This window comes from Mycolicibacter kumamotonensis, from assembly GCF_002086285.1.
Lineage (GTDB): Bacteria > Actinomycetota > Actinomycetes > Mycobacteriales > Mycobacteriaceae > Mycobacterium > Mycobacterium kumamotonense.
In genome coordinates this window covers 1-17255 of sequence record NZ_MVHU01000059.1, presented here as the reverse complement: position 1 = coordinate 17255, position 17255 = coordinate 1, and the positions used below count along the sequence as shown (strand labels likewise).

General features: G+C 67.9%; 16 protein-coding genes. 15 read left to right on the top strand and 1 reads right to left on the bottom strand.

The genetic code is table 11. The features are described 5' to 3' along the window. Nucleotides 1–280: 280 nt before the first annotated feature. The gene (locus BST28_RS22075; RefSeq protein WP_083083101.1) at nt 281–922 is read right to left on the bottom strand and encodes an SACE_7040 family transcriptional regulator; all 642 of its coding nucleotides are present in this window, start codon (nt 920–922) and stop codon (nt 281–283) included. 100 nt (nt 923–1022) lie between these two features. Between BST28_RS22075 and BST28_RS22070 the strand changes: the two genes are divergently transcribed. From BST28_RS22070 to BST28_RS22000, 15 genes are all read left to right on the top strand, one after another. Beyond that, nucleotides 1023–2663 carry an AMP-binding protein gene (locus BST28_RS22070; protein ID WP_083083100.1) on the top strand — a complete coding sequence of 547 codons (1641 nt, stop codon included), beginning with the start codon at nt 1023–1025 and terminating at the stop codon, nt 2661–2663. 75 nt (nt 2664–2738) lie between these two features. Next, nucleotides 2739–3488: a CoA transferase subunit A gene (locus BST28_RS22065; protein WP_083083103.1), complete on the top strand. Its 750-nt coding sequence runs from the start codon at nt 2739–2741 to the stop codon at nt 3486–3488. Then, a complete protein-coding gene (locus tag BST28_RS22060) occupies nt 3485–4126 on the top strand; it encodes a 3-oxoacid CoA-transferase subunit B (protein WP_065289584.1) in 642 nt (213 codons plus the stop codon). The genes BST28_RS22065 and BST28_RS22060 overlap by 4 nt, the downstream gene beginning before the upstream one ends. Then, nucleotides 4123–5694 carry a carboxyl transferase domain-containing protein gene (locus BST28_RS22055; RefSeq protein ID WP_083083099.1) on the top strand — a complete coding sequence of 524 codons (1572 nt, stop codon included), beginning with the start codon at nt 4123–4125 and terminating at the stop codon, nt 5692–5694. Before BST28_RS22060 ends, BST28_RS22055 begins: the two co-directional genes overlap by 4 nt. Nucleotides 5695–5700: 6 nt before the next feature. Continuing rightward, entirely contained in the window at nt 5701–7677 is a 1977-nt protein-coding gene (locus tag BST28_RS22050) for an acetyl/propionyl/methylcrotonyl-CoA carboxylase subunit alpha (RefSeq protein ID WP_083083102.1), read from the top strand. Beyond that, on the top strand, nt 7677–8840 hold the full coding sequence (locus tag BST28_RS22045; RefSeq protein WP_083083098.1) for an acyl-CoA dehydrogenase family protein: 1164 nt from the start codon (nt 7677–7679) through the stop codon (nt 8838–8840). Before BST28_RS22050 ends, BST28_RS22045 begins: the two co-directional genes overlap by 1 nt. A gap of 27 nt (nt 8841–8867) precedes the next feature. Continuing rightward, complete coding sequence (locus tag BST28_RS22040) at nt 8868–9356, top strand: MaoC family dehydratase (RefSeq protein ID WP_013828342.1); 489 nt, start codon at nt 8868–8870, stop codon at nt 9354–9356. Further along, entirely contained in the window at nt 9353–10159 is an 807-nt protein-coding gene (locus BST28_RS22035) for an HpcH/HpaI aldolase/citrate lyase family protein (protein ID WP_065289581.1), read from the top strand. The genes BST28_RS22040 and BST28_RS22035 overlap by 4 nt, the downstream gene beginning before the upstream one ends. A gap of 26 nt (nt 10160–10185) precedes the next feature. Continuing rightward, nucleotides 10186–11361, top strand: coding sequence for an enolase C-terminal domain-like protein (locus BST28_RS22030; RefSeq protein ID WP_083083096.1), 1176 nt, complete (start codon nt 10186–10188; stop codon nt 11359–11361). 4 nt (nt 11362–11365) lie between these two features. Next, nucleotides 11366–12298, top strand: coding sequence for a ketopantoate reductase family protein (locus BST28_RS22025; protein WP_083083094.1), 933 nt, complete (start codon nt 11366–11368; stop codon nt 12296–12298). 64 nt (nt 12299–12362) lie between these two features. After that, the gene (locus tag BST28_RS22020) at nt 12363–13184 is read left to right on the top strand and encodes a class I SAM-dependent methyltransferase (protein WP_083083093.1); all 822 of its coding nucleotides are present in this window, start codon (nt 12363–12365) and stop codon (nt 13182–13184) included. Between the two features lie 90 nt (nt 13185–13274). Further along, the gene (locus BST28_RS22015) at nt 13275–13886 is read left to right on the top strand and encodes a TetR/AcrR family transcriptional regulator (RefSeq protein ID WP_019734673.1); all 612 of its coding nucleotides are present in this window, start codon (nt 13275–13277) and stop codon (nt 13884–13886) included. Continuing rightward, nucleotides 13879–14943, top strand: a complete 1065-nt coding sequence (locus tag BST28_RS22010; protein WP_083083091.1) for a DUF1214 domain-containing protein — start codon at nt 13879–13881, stop codon at nt 14941–14943. Before BST28_RS22015 ends, BST28_RS22010 begins: the two co-directional genes overlap by 8 nt. Then, on the top strand, nt 14940–16193 hold the full coding sequence (locus BST28_RS22005; protein ID WP_083083089.1) for a sulfotransferase family protein: 1254 nt from the start codon (nt 14940–14942) through the stop codon (nt 16191–16193). Before BST28_RS22010 ends, BST28_RS22005 begins: the two co-directional genes overlap by 4 nt. 526 nt (nt 16194–16719) lie before the next feature. Beyond that, on the top strand, nt 16720–17255 hold a 536-nt coding region (locus tag BST28_RS22000), incomplete at its 3' end, for a putative alpha/beta hydrolase (protein WP_474630501.1).

Genomic DNA, 17255 nt, shown 5'->3' with positions numbered 1-17255 from the left:
CCGCGCCACCGGGCTACCCCCCCCCGCCCCCGGCCGCCCGCGGCAGGGGGGCGGTCGGGTTGGGGGGCTGCGGCGGATAGCCCGCCGGGTACGACGGAAGCTGTCCCGCGTAGGCCGGATCGACGTGTGGCGGATTGCCGAAGCTCGACGGTTCGTTGCCCCCGTTGCGCTGCCAGGGCTGATCGGAACCCGTGGGTCCATACGGATCGGTCATACCCACCTCATGGGTTGCAGGGTACCTGCGCCGGGCCGTCCGCGACCGCGACGTCGCCGAGCTCAGTCAAATGACGGGAGCACCCAGCGCGCTGATCGTCATCGCCCGCAACACCGCTCGGGAGCGCTCGGGGGCCGCCGGCTTGGTTCCCGCGGGCTTCATGCTGTAGGGCGTCGAGTTCAGCAGGCCGAACACCGCGTGGGCCATCAATCGGGCGTCGGCCTCGGCCAGGCCGGGGTAGCGCGCGCACAGCACACCTACCCAGACCTCGACGTACTGACGCTGGGCGCTGCGCACCTGACGTTGCGCCCCGGCCGGCAGATGCGCCAGGTCGCGGTCTTGAATCCGGATCAGGTCCGGCTCGCCGAACGCGAAATCGAGATGAAACTCGACCAGGCCGTCCAGCACTTGTTCGGGGCTGTGTCCGCCCGATTCGACGGCGCGCGCCCCGGCGAGCAGCCGGGTGCTGATACCGACCAGCAATTCGACGAGAAGTGCTTCCTTGTTAGGGAAGTGGCGATAGATCGCCGGGCCGCTGACGCCGGCGGCGGCACCGATGTCCTCCAACCGCACCGCGAGATAGCCGCGCTGGGCGAAGAGGCGCTCGGCGGCCGCGAGCAACTGGGTGCGCCGGTCATACTTCAATCGGCTGCGGCGGTTGGCCGGTTCGTCACTTCCCGCCGCGCCGGGCGGAGCGGATGCCGCCATCACGCCTCCGCTCATCATGGACAGCTGAGTTAATGGTCACTAACGTAGCACCCATCGCCTCGGGGTCGACCCGACTTCGGGCGAGACCGGTGGAGGCCTGATGGCAACGGCGGGACCCGCGGCACGTCGCGATTTGTCCTACGCCCGCGGCGAAACCCGACCCGCGCTGTTGGAGACGACCATCGGTGCCGATCTCGCTGCCACCGCGAGCGCGTACCCCGATCGTGATGCGCTGGTCGAGGTCGCCTCGGGCCGGCGCTGGAGCTACGCCGAGCTGTCGGCCGATGTGCGCCGGCTGGCCAGCGGCCTTTTGCAGGCCGGTATCAGCGCCGGGGACCGCGTGGGGATCTGGGCGCCCAACTGCGCCGAATGGGTGCTGACGCAGTACGCCTCGGCCGAGATCGGCGCCGTGCTGGTCAACCTCAATCCCGCCTACCGCTCCCACGAGCTGGCTTATGCGCTCAAGCAGTCCGGGGCCGCGATGGTCGTCTCGGCGTCGCGTTTCAAGACCTCCGATTACGTTGCGCTGCTGCAGGAGGCGGCATCCGAGTGCCCGGAACTGCGTGAGGTGGTGTTCATCGACAGCGCCCGGTGGCACGAGCTGGCGGGCACTGCCGTCGACGCCGCAGCCCTGAGTCGGGCGGCCGCCGAAGTGCATACCCATGATCCGATCGACATCCAATACACCTCGGGCACAACGGGTTACCCCAAGGGCGCGATGCTGAGCCACCACAATATCCTCAACAACGGCTACCTGGTCGGGGAGTTGCTGGGCTACACCGAGCAGGACCGGGTCTGCCTGCCGGTGCCCTTCTACCACTGCTTCGGGATGGTGATGGGGAACCTGGCGGCGACCAGTCACGGTGCGGCCATCATCATCCCGGCACCTGGATTCGACCCGGCGGCCACGCTGCGCGCCGTGCAGGCCGAGGCGTGCACCAGCCTGTACGGGGTGCCCACCATGTTCATCGCCGAGCTCGGTCTGCCCGACTTCGGCCGCTACGACCTCACCAGCCTGCGCACCGGGATCATGGCGGGCTCGCCGTGTCCGGTGCAGGTGATGCGGCGGGTGATCGACGACATGCACATGAGAGAGGTCGCGATCTGCTACGGCATGACCGAGACCTCCCCGGTGTCGACCCAGACCCGCGCCGAGGATTCCCTGGCGCAGCGGGTCGAGACGGTTGGGCGGGTGGGTCCGCACCTGGAGATCAAGTTGACCGACCCCGGCACCGGGCACACCGTGCAGCGAGGGGAAGTCGGCGAGTTCTGCACCCGCGGCTATTCGGTGATGACCGGCTACTGGAACGACCCGGCTAAGACCGCGGCGGCCATCGACGCCGACGGCTGGATGCACAGCGGGGATCTGGCCGTCATGGACGACGACGGCTACGTGCGGATCACCGGACGGATCAAGGACATGGTGATCCGCGGCGGGGAGAACATCTACCCGCGCGAGATCGAGGAGTTTCTGCACACCCACCCCGACATCCTCGACGCCCAGGTCGTCGGCGTGCCCGACGAAACCTACGGCGAGGAACTGATGGCGGTGGTGATGATGCGCGCCGGTGCGGCGCCGCTGAGCGTTGAGGCGCTGCGGGAATTCTGCGCGGGCCGGCTGGCGCACTTCAAGGTGCCGCGCTACCTGCGGGTGGTCGAGGAGTTCCCGATGACGGTCACCGGAAAGGTCCGCAAGGACGAGATGCGCCGGCAGGCGATAGCGCATCTGCGCGGTGGCTGACAGGGCGTCGTGAGAATGGTATTCTCTGACGTCAGTTAATCAACATTAACTGAAAACGAGGAGGTGCCCGTGGCGATCGACAAGGTCGTGGGAACGGCAGCAGAAGCCGTGGCCGACGTGACCGACGGTGCGTCACTGGCGGTGGGCGGGTTCGGGCTGTGCGGCATACCGGAGGCGCTGATCGACGCGGTGCTGGCGCTCGGTGTCACCGATCTGGAGACGGTTTCGAACAACTGCGGCGTGGACGGCGTCGGTCTGGGAGTGCTGTTGGAGCACAAGCGGATCCGGCGTACGGTCAGCTCCTATGTGGGGGAGAACAAGGAATTCGCCCGGCAGTTCCTGTCCGGCGAGCTCGAGGTGGAGCTGACCCCGCAGGGCACTCTCGCCGAGCGGCTGCGCGCAGGCGGCGCCGGGATTCCGGCGTTCTACACGCCGACCGGGGTGGGCACCCAGGTGGCCGACGGCGGCCTGCCGTGGCGCTATGACGGGGCCGGTGGGGTGGCGGTGGCCTCACCGCCGAAGGAGACCCGAGAGTTCGACGGACGTACCTACGTCCTGGAGCGGGCGATCCGCACCGACTTCGCGCTGGTGCACGCCTGGAAGGGCGATCGACACGGAAACCTCGTCTACCGCGCGGCCGCCGCCAACTTCAACCCGGACTGCGCCGCGGCCGGGCGCATCACGATCGCCGAGGTCGAGCACCTCGTCGAGCCGGGCGAGATCGATCCGGCGCAGGTGCACACGCCCGGGGTCCACGTGCACCGGGTGGTGCACATACCCAATCCGATCAAGCGAATCGAGCGGGAGACGGTGCGCCAGCCATGACACTCACCAGGGACGAACTGGCCGCACGGGTGGCCGCCGAGTTGGAAGACGGACAGTACGTCAACCTCGGCATCGGACTGCCCACCCTGATTCCCAACCACATTCCCGACGGCGTGAGCGTGGTGCTGCATTCGGAGAACGGGATCCTCGGCGTCGGGCCGTACCCGCGCCGCGAGGATATCGACGCAGACCTGATCAACGCGGGCAAAGAAACGGTCACCACCTTGCCCGGGGCGTCGTTCTTCTCGTCGTCGGCCTCGTTCGGGGTGATCCGCGGCGGCCACCTCGATGTGGCGGTCCTTGGCGCCATGCAGGTTTCAGCGGCCGGCGACCTGGCCAACTGGATGATCCCCGGCAAGATGATCAAGGGCATGGGCGGGGCGATGGACCTGGTGCACGGGGCGCGCCGCGTCATCGTGATGATGGAACACGCGGCCAAGGACGGCAGCGCCAAAATCGTCGAAGAGTGCACCCTGCCGCTCACCGGCGCCCGATGCGTCGATCGCATCATCACCGACCTGGCCGTCATCGACGTCACCGACGAAGGTCTGCAGCTGGTCGAGACCGCGCCGGGCGTCACCGTGGACGAGGTCGTCGCGAAAACCGCAGCACCGCTGAACCTGTCGAAACTGTCATGACGGCACCCACATTCGCCGACGAGCACCGGCGCCTGGTCGACGAACTCAACACCAAGCTGGCGAACGCGGCACTCGGCGGCAGTGAGCATTCCCGGCAGCGCCACGTGGCGCGGGGCAAACTGTTGCCGCGCGACCGAGTCGACCGGCTGCTGGATCCGGGCAGCCCGTTTCTTGAGCTGGCTCCACTGGCCGCCGATGGCATGTACGACGACGAGTGCCCCGGCGCCGGCATCATCACCGGGATCGGGCGGGTCTCCGGGCGGGAATGTGTGGTCGTCGCCAACGACGCCACCGTCAAGGGCGGCACCTACTACCCGATCACCGTCAAAAAGCACCTGCGCGCCCAGGAAGTCGCACTGAATAATCAGCTGCCCTGCATTTACCTGGTGGACTCCGGCGGTGCGTTCCTGCCCCGCCAGGACGAGGTGTTCCCGGACCGCGAGCACTTCGGCCGCATCTTCTACAACCAGGCGACCATGAGTGCGCAGGGCATCCCGCAGATCGCCGCCGTGCTCGGCTCATGCACCGCCGGCGGCGCCTACGTGCCCGCCATGAGCGACGAGGCCGTCATCGTGCGCGAGCAGGGCACGATCTTCCTCGGCGGCCCGCCGCTGGTGAAGGCGGCCACCGGCGAGGTGGTGACCGCCGAAGAACTCGGCGGCGGCGATCTGCACTCCAAGGTCTCCGGCGTGACCGACTATCTGGCCGACGACGACGAACACGCGTTGCGCATCGTCCGGCAGATCGCGGCGACCTTCGGGCCGCGCCACGAAAGTCCGTGGCAGATCAGCAGTTCAGTAGAGCCCCGCCATGACCCTGCCGAGCTCTACGACGTGGTGCCACCGGACCCGCGGGTGCCGTATGACGTGCGGCAGGTGATCGAGCGCGTCGTCGACGGCAGCGAGTTCAGCGAGTTCAAGGCGGAGTACGGCAAGACGCTGGTGACGGCGTTCGCGCGCATTCACGGCCACCCGGTGGGAATCATCGCCAACAACGGGGTGCTGTTCGGCGAATCGGCCCTCAAGGGCGCGCATTTCATCGAACTGTGTGACAAGCGCAGCATCCCGCTGGTGTTCCTGCAGAACATCGCCGGCTTCATGGTCGGCCGCGACTATGAAGCCGGGGGTATCGCCAAGCACGGCGCCAAGATGGTCACCGCGGTCGCGTGTGCGCGGGTACCCAAACTGACGGTGGTGATCGGCGGATCCTACGGAGCGGGCAACTATTCCATGTGTGGCCGGGCGTATTCGCCGCGGTTTCTGTGGATGTGGCCCAACGCCCGGATCTCGGTGATGGGTGGCGAACAGGCGGCATCGGTGCTCGCCACGGTCCGCGGGGAACAACTCGAGGCCGCGGGCAAGCCGTGGTCGCCCGCCGACGAGGAAGCGTTCAAGGCGCCGATCCGCGACCAATACGAGGTCCAGGGCAACCCGTACTACTCGACCGCGCGGTTGTGGGACGACGGGATCATCGACCCGGCCGACACCAGAACAGTGCTGGGCCTAGCGCTTTCGGTCTGCTCGAATGCGCCACTGGACCCGGTCTCTTACGGCGTTTTCCGGATGTGAGTGGCGATGTTTGAAACCGTTTTGATAGCCAATCGCGGTGAGATCGCGGTGCGGGTGATCCGCACGCTGCGCCGGATGGGAATTCGGTCGGTGGCCGTCTACAGCGACGCCGATGCCGGGGCGCGGCACGTGCGCGAAGCCGACATCGCGGTGCGGCTGGGGCCGGCGCCGGTGCTGGACAGCTATCTGTCGATACCCAAGGTGCTCGAGGCCGCGGCGGCCACCGGCGCGCAGGCGATTCATCCCGGCTACGGATTCCTCTCCGAGAACGCCGGTTTCGCGGCCGCCTGCGAGAAGGCCGGGGTGGTGTTCATCGGGCCACCGGCCCGCGCGATCGAGGTGATGGGCGACAAGATCTCGGCGAAACAGACCGTCTCGGCCTTTGATGTGCCGGTGGTCCCAGGGCTGGCCAAACCGGGCCTGACCGACGACGAACTGACCGCGGCGGCTACCGAGATCGGCTACCCGGTGCTGATCAAGCCCTCGGCGGGTGGCGGCGGCAAAGGCATGCACCTGGTCGAGGATCCCGCCGCGCTGCGCGCAGCACTGATTACCGCGCGACGCGAGGCGGCCTCGGCGTTCGGCGACGACACCCTGTTCTTGGAGCGATTCGTCTTGCGGCCCCGACACATCGAGGTTCAGGTGCTCGCCGACGGCCAGGGGAACGTGGTGCACCTCGGCGAACGGGAATGCAGCCTGCAGCGGCGCCACCAGAAGGTCATCGAGGAGGCACCGTCGCCGCTGCTGGACGCCGCCACCCGGGCCCGGATCGGGGCCGCGGCCTGCAACACCGCCCGCAGCGTGGACTATGTCGGCGCCGGCACCGTGGAGTTCATCGTCTCCGCGGACAGTCCGGATGAGTTCTTCTTCATGGAGATGAACACCCGACTGCAGGTGGAGCACCCGGTCACCGAAGCGGTCACCGGTCTGGACCTCGTCGAGTGGCAGCTTCGGGTGGCCGCTGGCGAGAAACTTCCGTTCGCCCAAGACGAGATCACGTTGAGCGGGCACGCAATCGAGGCCCGGGTGTATGCCGAAGACCCGGCCCGCGGCTTTTTGCCCACCGGCGGGCGGGTGTTGGCGGTACACGAGCCCACCGCCCCGGGGGTGCGGGTGGACTCGTCGCTGCAGGCCGGCACCGTGGTCGGCAGCGACTACGACCCGATGCTGTCCAAGGTGATCGCCCACGGCTCCGACCGGGCGCAGGCCTTGGCGCGACTCGATGCGGCACTGGGCCAGACCGCGGTGTTGGGAGTGCAGACCAACGTAGAGTTCCTCCGCTTCCTGCTTGCCGACTCCAGGGTGGTGGCGGCCGACCTGGACACCGAACTGCTGGACACCCGGTCGGCGGACTTCGCCCCGGCGCCCGCACCCGATGATGTGCTGGCCGCAGGCGGTCTGTACCGGCAATGGACGCTGTCCGGGCAGGCATCGCTGTGGGACGCTCCGAGCGGCTGGCGAATCGGCGCGCCGGCACCGGTGCGTACCGAAATGCGCACCCCGCTGCGCTCGGAGACGGTGTCGGTCTGGGGACTTCCGGCCGACGCACGGGTGCAGGTCGGCGATGGCGAGATCCACAGCGGCAGCATCGACGTCGAAGGTGGCCGGATGATGGTGACGCTGGCCGGCCGTCGCCGCGGGTATGCGTTCGCCGAGGAGGACGGTCAGCTCTGGATCGCCGACGAGCGCGGCTGCTGGCACCTGCGCGAAGCCGAAGTGGTCCGGGTGCATCGCGGCGGCGGCCCGCGCAGCGCCGAGGTTCTCAGCCCGATGCCAGGCAGCGTGATCGCGGTCAGCGTCGCGTCGGATTCGCCTGTCCAGGAAGGCGAACCAGTCGTCGTGGTGGAGGCGATGAAGATGGAACACACCCTGACCGCGCCGATCAGCGGCCGGGTGGAGGTAATGGTGTCGGTGGGCGATCAGGTGAAGGTGGATCAGATCCTGGCCCGGCTGGTTCCCGAGTCGAGTGAGGAAGAAGCGTAATGACGACGATCACGGCAGGAGTGCTGCCGAAGGAATACCAGGACCTGCGTGACACGGTCGCGGAGTTCGCTCGCACCGTGGTGGCTCCGGTGTCCGCCAAGCACGACGAGGAGCACAGCTTCCCCTACGAAGTGATCGCCAAGATGGGCGAGATGGGGTTGTTCGGGCTGCCGTTCCCCGAAGAGTACGGCGGCATGGGCGGCGACTTCTTCGCGCTGACACTCGCGCTGGAGGAGCTCGGCAAGGTCGACCAGTCGGTGGCGATGACCCTGGAGGCCGGGGTGGGCCTCGGCGCGATGCCGATCTACCGGTTCGGCACCGAAGAACAGAAGCAGACCTGGCTGCCGGATCTGGTCGCCGGCCGTGCGCTGGCCGGCTTCGGCCTGACCGAGCCCGGCGCGGGATCGGATGCCGGCGGCACCCGCACCACCGCCCGGCGAGACGGCAGTGACTGGGTCATCAACGGTGCCAAGCAGTTCATCACCAACTCCGGAACCGACATCACTTCGCTGGTGACCGTCACCGCCGTCACCGGCACCCGGCCGGACGGCAAGAAAGAGATCTCCACGATCATCGTCCCTTCCGGCACACCGGGTTTCACCGTGGAGCCGGCGTACAACAAGGTGGGCTGGAACGCCTCGGACACCCACCCGCTGACCTTCACCGACGCCCGCGTTCCGCAGGGGAACCTGCTCGGGGAAGAAGGCCGGGGTTATGCCAACTTCCTGTCGATCCTGGACGAGGGCCGCATCGCGATCGCCGCGGTGGCCACCGGCGTGGCCCAAGGCTGCGTCGACGAAAGTGTCAAGTACGCCGGCGAACGGGAGTCGTTCGGTAAGACGATCGGCTCCTATCAGGCGATCAGCTTCAAGATCGCCCGGATGGAGGCCCGCGCCCACGTCGCCCGCACCGCCTACTACGACGCCGTCGCGAAGATGCTGGCGGGCAAGCCGTTCAAGAAGGAGGCGGCGATCGCCAAGATGATCTCCTCGGAGGCGGCGATGGACAACGCCCGCGACGCCACCCAGATCCACGGCGGCTACGGCTTCATCAACGAATATCCGGTGGCCCGGCACTACCGCGACAGCAAGATCCTGGAGATCGGTGAGGGCACCACCGAAGTGCAGCTGATGCTGATCGCGCGTTCGCTGGGGCTGTCATGAGGTTGGGCCGACGAGAGGGGAAGCGCAGTGGGTAAGACCGTCGAGCAGCGCGGGCTGTGGTTCGAGGAGTACGAAATCGGCACCACCTACGCCCACCGGCCCGGGCGCACCGTCACCGAGGCCGACAACGTGCTGTTCACCACGCTGACCATGAACACCCAGTCGCTGCATCTGGATGCGGCCTGGGCGGCAGAGCAGCCCGGCTTTCGTGGTGAGCGCCTGGTGAATTCGATGTTCACCCTCTCCACGCTCGTCGGTCTGTCGGTGGCGCAACTGACGCTGGGCACCATCGTGGCCAACCTGGGCTTCTCGGAGGTGTCGTTTCCCAAGCCGGTGTTTCACGGCGACACCCTCTACGCCGAGACGGTCTGCACCGACAAGCGCGAATCCAAGAGCCGCCCCGGGGAAGGCATCGTGACCCTCGAGCACGTCGGGCGCAACCAGCACGGCGACGTCGTCGCCCGTGCGGTGCGCACCACCCTGGTGCGCAAACGGCCGGCGGGCGAGTCGGCATGAACCTGCATACCGCCGGCCCGGCCTGGCTGTTCTGTCCCGCGGATCGCCCGGAGCGGTTCGCCAAAGCCGCCGCGGTGGCCGACGTGGTGATCCTCGACCTGGAGGACGGGGTGGCCGCCGCCGACCGGCCGGCGGCGCGGGAGGCGTTGCGGGGCAACCCCCTTGACCCGGAACGCACGGTGGTACGGGTCAACCCCGCCGGCACCGAAGATCAGGCCCGCGACCTGGAGGCGCTGGCCGACACCGCCTACACGACGGTGATGCTGGCCAAGACCGAGTCGGCCGATCAGGTGACCGCGCTGGCGCCCCGGCAGGTTGTCGCGCTGCTGGAAACTCCGCGCGGTGTGGTGTTTTCCACCGAGATCGCCGCCCAGCAGGGCTGCGTGGCGATGATGTGGGGCGCCGAGGATCTGGTCGCCGCCATGGGCGGTGGCTCCAGCCGCCACCCGGACGGCACCTATCGGGACTTCGCCCGGCACGCGCGCTCAACGGTGCTGCTGGCGGCGTCGGCGTTCGGCCGCGCGGCGCTCGACGCCGTCTACCTCAACATCGGTGACCTCGACGGGCTCAAGGCCGAAGCGCTCGACGGCGCCGCGGTCGGCTTCGCCGCAACGGTGTGCATCCACCCCACCCAGGTAGCGGTGGTGCGCGACGCCTACCGCCCGGAGGCCGACAAAGTCGACTGGGCGCGAAGGGTGCTCGCCGCAGCTCAAGGCGAGCGCGGGGTGTTCGCGTTCGAAGGGCAGATGGTCGACTCCCCGGTGCTGCGGCACGCCGAAGCTATCCTGCGGCGAGCGGATTAATCCCTAGCCACAAGGAGTCCCGACGCATGCGCATCACCCGGATCGTCGAGACATCGGTACCGCTGCGCGGCGAGATCGCCAATGCGCTGGTGGACTTCTCCCGGCACACGGTGTCGCTGGTGGCCGTGGTCAGCGATCGGATCCGGCACGGGAATCCGGTGACCGGTGTGGCGTTCAACTCGATCGGCCGGTTCGCCCAGGGCGGCATCCTGCGCGACCGGATGATCCCGCGGGTTTTGCGCGCCGACCCTGAATCGCTGCTCGACGACACCGGGCGCATCGATCCGGCGCGGGTGCTGGGCGCGGCGCTCACCGACGAAAAGCCCGGCGGCCATGGCGATCGGGCCGGCGCGGCGGCAGCGCTGGAACTGGCCTGCTGGGACCTCAACGCCAAACTCGCCGACGAACCCGCCTACCGCACCATCGCGCGACACTTCGGCCGGGACATGGGCGGGAAAGAAGTCCGCGCCGCGGTGCCGGTGTACGCGGCCGGGGGGTACTACTACCCGGGCGACGGGCTGGAGCGGCTCCGGGCCGAGATGCGCGGCTATCTCGACCTGGGCTACGACGCGGTCAAGATGAAGATCGGCGGCGCATCGATGCGCGGGGACCTCGACCGCATCGAAGCGGTGATCGACGTCGTGGGCAGCGGGGCGCGGGTGGCCGTCGACGCGAACGGCCGCTTCGAGGCGGGGGCCGCCGGGGACTGGGCGCGGCAACTGAGCCGTTATGGCCTGCGCTGGTACGAGGAACCCGGTGACCCACTGGATTTCACGCTCAACGCCGAGGTGATCGCCGGTTATCCCGGGGCGGTTGCCACCGGCGAGAACTTGTTCTCGGTGCGCGACGTGACCAACCTGGTGCGCTACGGCGGCATGCGCCCGGGCCGCGATATCTTCCAGATGGATGCGGGCTTGAGTTACGGGCTCACCGAATACGCCCGCATGCTCGAAGTGCTCGAGACACACGGCTATCACCGCGGCCACGCCTTCCCGCACGGCGGCCACCTGATCAACCTGCACATCGCGGCGGGCCTGGGGTTGGGGGGCTGCGAGTCCTATCCCGGGGTGTTCGCACCCTTCGGCGGCTACTCACCGGGGTGCGCGCTGGCCGGCGGCGCCATCACACCCACCGACGCGCCGGGATTCGGGCTGGAGGAAAAGCCCGATTTGGCCGCGACGATCGCCGACCTGGTGAGATGAGCAGATGAAGATCGCGGTCATCGGATGCGGCGCCATGGGGTCGATTTATGCCGGTCGGCTCGCGGCGGCCGGCAACGACGTCTTGGCTATCGACCGGTCAGCCGAGCATGTCGGGGCCATCAACGGTGATGGCCTGCGAATCAGCGGACCCCAACCCGACCAGGTGGTGGCCCTGCGGGCGGCCACCGTGGCGCCGGCCGAGCTGATGGACCTGGTGGTGCTGGCGGTCAAAGCCGCCGACGTCGCCGCCGGGGCCACCCAGGCGCTACCGCTGCTCGGCGAGCGCACGCCGGTGCTGACTATCCAGAACGGCTTGGGAGCGGCCGATACCGTCGCCGGCATCGTCGGTGCGGAGCGGGTGGCGGTTGGTATCGCCAGTGGCTTCGGGGCGTCGCGTCCCGGCCCCGGGCGTGTGCACCATAACGCGATGCGAGCGGTCCGATTCGGCGCCTATGCGGCGCTGCCGTTTTCGGCTGTGCAGGCGATCGCGAGGGTGTGGGCTGATGCCGGATTCGACGCGGCGGCGGTCGTCGATATCGCCGCCATGCAGTGGGAGAAGCTGATCTGCAACGTCGCCTACAGCGCCCCGTGCGCGCTGACGGGTATGACGGTGGGACAGGTCCGCGACGACGACGCGGCCATGGGACCGGTCAGCCGCGCCGCCGCTACCGAAGCCTGGACGGTAGCACGTGCCGCCGGGATCGACATCGCCGTCGCCGACCCGGTCGCCCATGTGCGGGCGTTCGGTGCGCAGATGCCCGATGCCAGACCGTCCGCGCTGCTGGACCACCAGGCCCGCCGGGTCAGCGAAATCGACGTCATCAACGGTGCCGTGGTGCGCACGGCCGCGCAGGTGGGGGAGCAGGCCCCCGTCAATGCGACGCTGACCGCACTGGTCAAAGCCGTTGAACGGCAATGGCTGAGGGCCGGGGACTGAACACCACGCCGCCTGGCGTTCAGTCCGGTCCGCCCGGGCGGTGACGCCGCTAACCTCGAAGTTCATGACCTCCGACAAGGCGCGGGTGGATCTGCGCGGTGCCCCGCAGACCATGCTCGCGACGTTGTATGCCAAAGCGCTGGACGCCGATCTGCCCGCACCGATCCTGGGGGACCGCCTTGCCAAAGAGGTGGTCAAGCGCATCGACTACGACTGGAGCAGAACCACCATCACCGCGGCGCGATCACCGTCGGTGACCACCCGGTCGGCGCATTTCGATATCTGGGCCGGAAAGTTCCTGGCGGCCAACCCCGACGCCGTAGTGCTGCACCTGGGTTGCGGGTTGGACAGTCGATACTTCCGGTTGGAACCGGGCTCGGGAGTCGACTGGTATGACATCGACTACCCGGACGTCGCCGACCTGCGCCGCCAATTACTGCCCGAGCGGGAGCACAACCACGTGCTGGCGGCCTCGGTCACCGACCCGGCCTGGTTCGCCGAAATCCCCACCGGCCGACCGACATTGATGCTCGGCGAAGGCCTGACCATGTACCTCACCGAATCGGACGGGGTGGCGTTACTGCGCCGCGCCGTCGAGCATGCTCCGAGCGGGGAGTTGCAGTTCGACGCTTTCAACTGGCTGGGCATCAAGTCGCAATGGTCCAACGCGGTGGTGCGCAGATCCGGGGCGACGCTGCACTGGGCGATCAACGGACCCGACGACATTCTCGGCGCGGCACCGGGCATTCGGCTCCTGCAATGGGAGCGCTGGTTCGAGTCGGACACCTACGCCCAACTGCCGCGTCGCTACCGGGCGCTGGGCAAGGCGATGTCGCTGATTCCGGCGGCGGCGAACATGTCGCAGTACCACCGCTACGCGTTCTGAGCTGCGCAATCGGGGCGGCCCGCCACCGTTGACTAATTACGTTACGTTATGTAACTGTTTAGAGGTGAGTCGCCGACGGCGGATGCCACAGTGAGCCCGGACCAGGCCCCGGCCGGTCGCGGACGCCCGCGCGATCCGCGCACCGAGCAGGCCATCACCGACGCCGCCCGCCGGCTGCTGGCCCAAGATGGCTACGACCAGGTCTCCATCGAGGCGATCGCCCGCGAGGCGGACGTCAGCCGCCCCACCGTCTACCGGCGCTGGCCGTCGAAGACCCATCTGGTGTTCGACGCGGTCTTCGGTGCCGCCGAGGTCGGCGACGTGTTGGCCAGCTCCGGCGACTTCGACGCCGACCTGCGCCGATTCGTTGCCGGGGTGTTCGACTTCTGGCGCGCGCCGGAGGTGGCGGCCGCGGCGCTGGGCATCCTGGCCGATCGCCACCGCGACCCCGAATTGTTCATCCGCACCCAACAGCTGCTCGACGAGAATACCCGCGCCGCGTTCGGTGAGCTGGTGCGCGCCGGCATCGACCAAGGCGTACTGGACGCCGACGCCGACGTCGAGATCGCCTATGACGCGTTGGTGGGCACCAGTTTTTATATCGCCCAGGTTCTGGCCGCCGAGACCGTCGACGCCGCTGCCGACAGGCTGTGCTCCCTACTGCTGCAGGGAATGAGAAAGAAGGAGGACCGGGATGAGTGACGAGTTGTCGGTCGCGTTCGCCGACCTGCTCGACGAGGTTCGCGCCGTCGAGCAGCGGCTGTTGACCGCCGATCCGCCTCTGCAGGAAGCTGACATCCTCGACGGCTACCGGTGGGCGTTGAGCCTGCTGCGCGTCGCCGCCGACGCCTACATCTGGGGGGACTCCGACAAACCCATCCTGGTCGACGTGATCGGGCCGTACCTGAAGTGGGGCGGCGACAATTCGGACGCCTTCTACCAGCTGGCGCCGATCGACCCGGGCCGCAGCTACCGGGTGACCGGCAACCGCGGCGACTCGGTCTATCTGTCCATGACCGTCTACGGCGGGCCCGACGACGGCCGCTACAGCGACCGCATCATCGACACCATCAACGACCGCGACCTCGGTTGCGACGCCGACGGCAACTTCGAATTCATCATCAGTGCGCAAGAGCGGCAGGGCAACTGGCTCAAACTCGAGCCCGACGCCGTGTTCATCCTGACCCGCGACTACCTCACCGAGCCCCGCACCGATCGGCGGGTGCAGTGGCGCATCGAAGCGCTCGACGACACCCCGCGCCGTGTCGACACCCGAGCCGACCTGAGCCGCCGGATGCGAGCGGCACGGACGTGGATCCACGAGCAGGCCGCCATGGCCCCGGTCCGGCTACCGGCCAATGCGCTGCAGGATCCCTACCCGGTGCCGAGCCGCACCGTCGGCTGGGCCGCCGGCGACGCCGCCTACGCGATGGGCGCCTATGACCTGCAACCGGGCCAGGCACTGCTCATCGAGGGAATCTCCCCGGAGTGCGTGTTCTGGAACCTGTGCCTGTGGAATCCGTTCCTGCACACCTACGACTACACCCGCGAACGGGTCACCATCAACGGCGCACAGGTCAGCTACCAGCTCGACGGGTCCTGGCAGATCGTGATCAGCGACACCGATCCCGGACATCCCAACTGGGTATCCACCGCCGGCCGGTCGAAAGGCCTGATCTGGCTGCGCTGGTTCCTGCCCGAGGCCACCCCCGACCCGCTGAACTGCCGCGTCGTCGACGTCGCGGACCTGGCCTCGTGAGCGGCCAGGGCGCCCGGCCGGGCGCAATCCGGCTCGACGACCTAGCCGATCCGGTCTTTCCCGAGGCCGCCGGCCCGATGCGCGACGGCTTGGCCGGCTACGGTGCCGCGCTGCAGCTGACACCGGCGGCGCTGCTGCAGGCCGCCACCGAGCGCACCGGCCTGGACAACTGGGGCGACAACGGTTTTCGGGAACGCCTGGAAATCCTGTGCGGGTCGTTTGTCGATGAGGCTGACCTGTCCGGGGTGGGGCGGGCGATGGCGTTCGAGCAACTCACCGGCCACCTGGTCAACCGGCTGCGGCTCGAAGAGCTCATCGCGACCAACCCCGAGATCGAGAATGTCGAGATCGAACGCCCGATCATCATCTGCGGGCTGCCACGCACCGGAACCACACATCTGCACAACCTGATCGCCGCGGACCCGGCGCTGCGCTACCTGCCGTACTGGGAGAGCCTGGAGCCGGTCGCCACCCCGGGCGAAGCCGATCCGCAGGCCAGGCGAGACCGCTGCGCCGTCGGGTTGGACCTGATCAACACCTCGATGCCCGAGTTCAAGCGCATGCACGACATGACCGTCGACCACGCGCACGAAGAAATCCAGCTGTTGGCCAATGACATCTCGGGAATGCTCTTCGAATGCAGCTACTACCTGCCGAGTTTCGCGGCGCACTACAAGGCGCACGACCAGACGCCGTCCTACGCCTACCTGAAACGCACCCTGCAGGCGCTGCAATGGTTGCGCGGCGGGACCCGCTGGGTGCTCAAATCCCCGCAGCACCTCGAGCAGTTCCCGGCGCTGTATGCCACCTTTCCCGACGCCATTTTTGTTGTCACCCACCGGGATCCGGTCGAGGTGACGCAATCGATGGCGACCATGATCAGCTACGCCGCGCGGATGGCCTGCGACCATCCCGACCCGGTCGAGATCTCGCGCTACTGGCTCGACCGGGCCGAGGACCTGCTCATCGGATGCCTGCGGGACCGCGATGTGTTGCCTGCGGGCCAGTCCATCGACGTGCGGTTCGACGACTTCATGGCCGATGAGGACGGCACCGTCGCTGCGATCTATGAGCTCGCCGGCCAGCCGCTCGATACCCGGGCTCGAGAGGCGATGACGCAGTTCCGTATTGATCACCCGCGCGGTCGCTACGGCGCGGTGGACTACCGGCCGGCCGACCTGGGCCTGGATCCCGACGAGATCGCCACTCGCCTGGGCGACTACCGAAGCCGATTCGTCGGTGATGGCTAAGCTCGATCCACCAAGGATTTGTCGGTGAGTCCGGCGCCGGCTCAGTGATCTTGGTAGTGCGGGTAGGCAAACGGTAGGCGCTGATCCGCCCAGTTTCCTTGGCGTTCTGCAGTTGGACTACGGCGACGGCGGCCAGTGTCACGGCCAGCCAGTTGCGGGTTCGGATTGGTGCGGGTGGTGCGGGCCAGGGCGGTGTCATGGTCACGTCCCGGATGGCATCCCCGGGGTCCGATTCTTCGCTTACATCAGTGTTTCCCCAATGCGGGCTACGGGTTCGAACTACGGGTCGCAGTAGGGGACTGGGGTGGGTACCTCGCAGTCGAGGGAGCCGACGACGAATGCACTCGTAAACCACCACAAACTGAATTGACGCCGAAGGACCGTCCTGTCAGGGTTGTTGGCGACTGATCTGAGAGGGGCTGGGAGTGTTTGTCGATCCGGCGATGCTGCGTTGCGGGGCGGCGGATACACACGGTGTGCGCGAACCCGCCCACGCCGGGGCGGCGCGGTTGGGCCATGCGGTTCGGTGCAACTCCGACACATAAACCTGGCGCTGCTGATCGACGCCGCCGGCGGTGACCCGTGGCAGGTCAACAACACCCTGCAAAGCGGCAACCCGGCCGCCATCGACGAACTGGCGAGCGCCTTCCACGACGCCGGATTATGCACCGCCGAATCGGGTGCCGCGTTCGCTCAAGCCCGCCAACGCTTCCAGGCCGCCTGGAACCGGGAAAACGGTGAGCACCCCATCAACGACTCCGCCGAAGTCCAGCGCGCCACCACCAGCTTGCATCTGCAACAAACCCAACTCACCGCGATCGGCACCGATCTGGAGGCCATCGCCGCCGCCCTGGCCGAGGCCCAAAAATCCGCGGCGGCGAAGATCAACGCCCTGCAGATCCAGCTGCAAGACATCGACAACCGCATCGGCATGTACCAGGAAGCCAACTTCGACACCGCCGAGCTGGAGCAGGTCGCCATCGACGACACCACCGGCATCCTGCATCAACTCGAAAAGCTCCGCGACGACTACGCCGGGATCCTTGCGGCCTCGACGACCAA

Bases quoted from the DNA above. Each gene is read 5' to 3' on its own strand.
- BST28_RS22070 (WP_083083100.1), top strand. From the start codon at position 1,023: ATGGCAACGGCGGGACCCGCGGCACGTCGCGATTTGTCCTACGCCCGC.
- BST28_RS22050 (WP_083083102.1), top strand. From the start codon at position 5,701: ATGTTTGAAACCGTTTTGATAGCCAATCGCGGTGAGATCGCGGTGCGG.
- BST28_RS22055 (WP_083083099.1), top strand. From the start codon at position 4,123: ATGACGGCACCCACATTCGCCGACGAGCACCGGCGCCTGGTCGACGAA.
- BST28_RS22045 (WP_083083098.1), top strand. From the start codon at position 7,677: ATGACGACGATCACGGCAGGAGTGCTGCCGAAGGAATACCAGGACCTG.
- BST28_RS22035 (WP_065289581.1), top strand. From the start codon at position 9,353: ATGAACCTGCATACCGCCGGCCCGGCCTGGCTGTTCTGTCCCGCGGAT.
- BST28_RS22060 (WP_065289584.1), top strand. From the start codon at position 3,485: ATGACACTCACCAGGGACGAACTGGCCGCACGGGTGGCCGCCGAGTTG.
- BST28_RS22075 (WP_083083101.1), bottom strand. From the start codon at position 922: ATGGCGGCATCCGCTCCGCCCGGCGCGGCGGGAAGTGACGAACCGGCC.
- BST28_RS22020 (WP_083083093.1), top strand. From the start codon at position 12,363: ATGACCTCCGACAAGGCGCGGGTGGATCTGCGCGGTGCCCCGCAGACC.
- BST28_RS22025 (WP_083083094.1), top strand. From the start codon at position 11,366: ATGAAGATCGCGGTCATCGGATGCGGCGCCATGGGGTCGATTTATGCC.
- BST28_RS22010 (WP_083083091.1), top strand. From the start codon at position 13,879: ATGAGTGACGAGTTGTCGGTCGCGTTCGCCGACCTGCTCGACGAGGTT.
- BST28_RS22030 (WP_083083096.1), top strand. From the start codon at position 10,186: ATGCGCATCACCCGGATCGTCGAGACATCGGTACCGCTGCGCGGCGAG.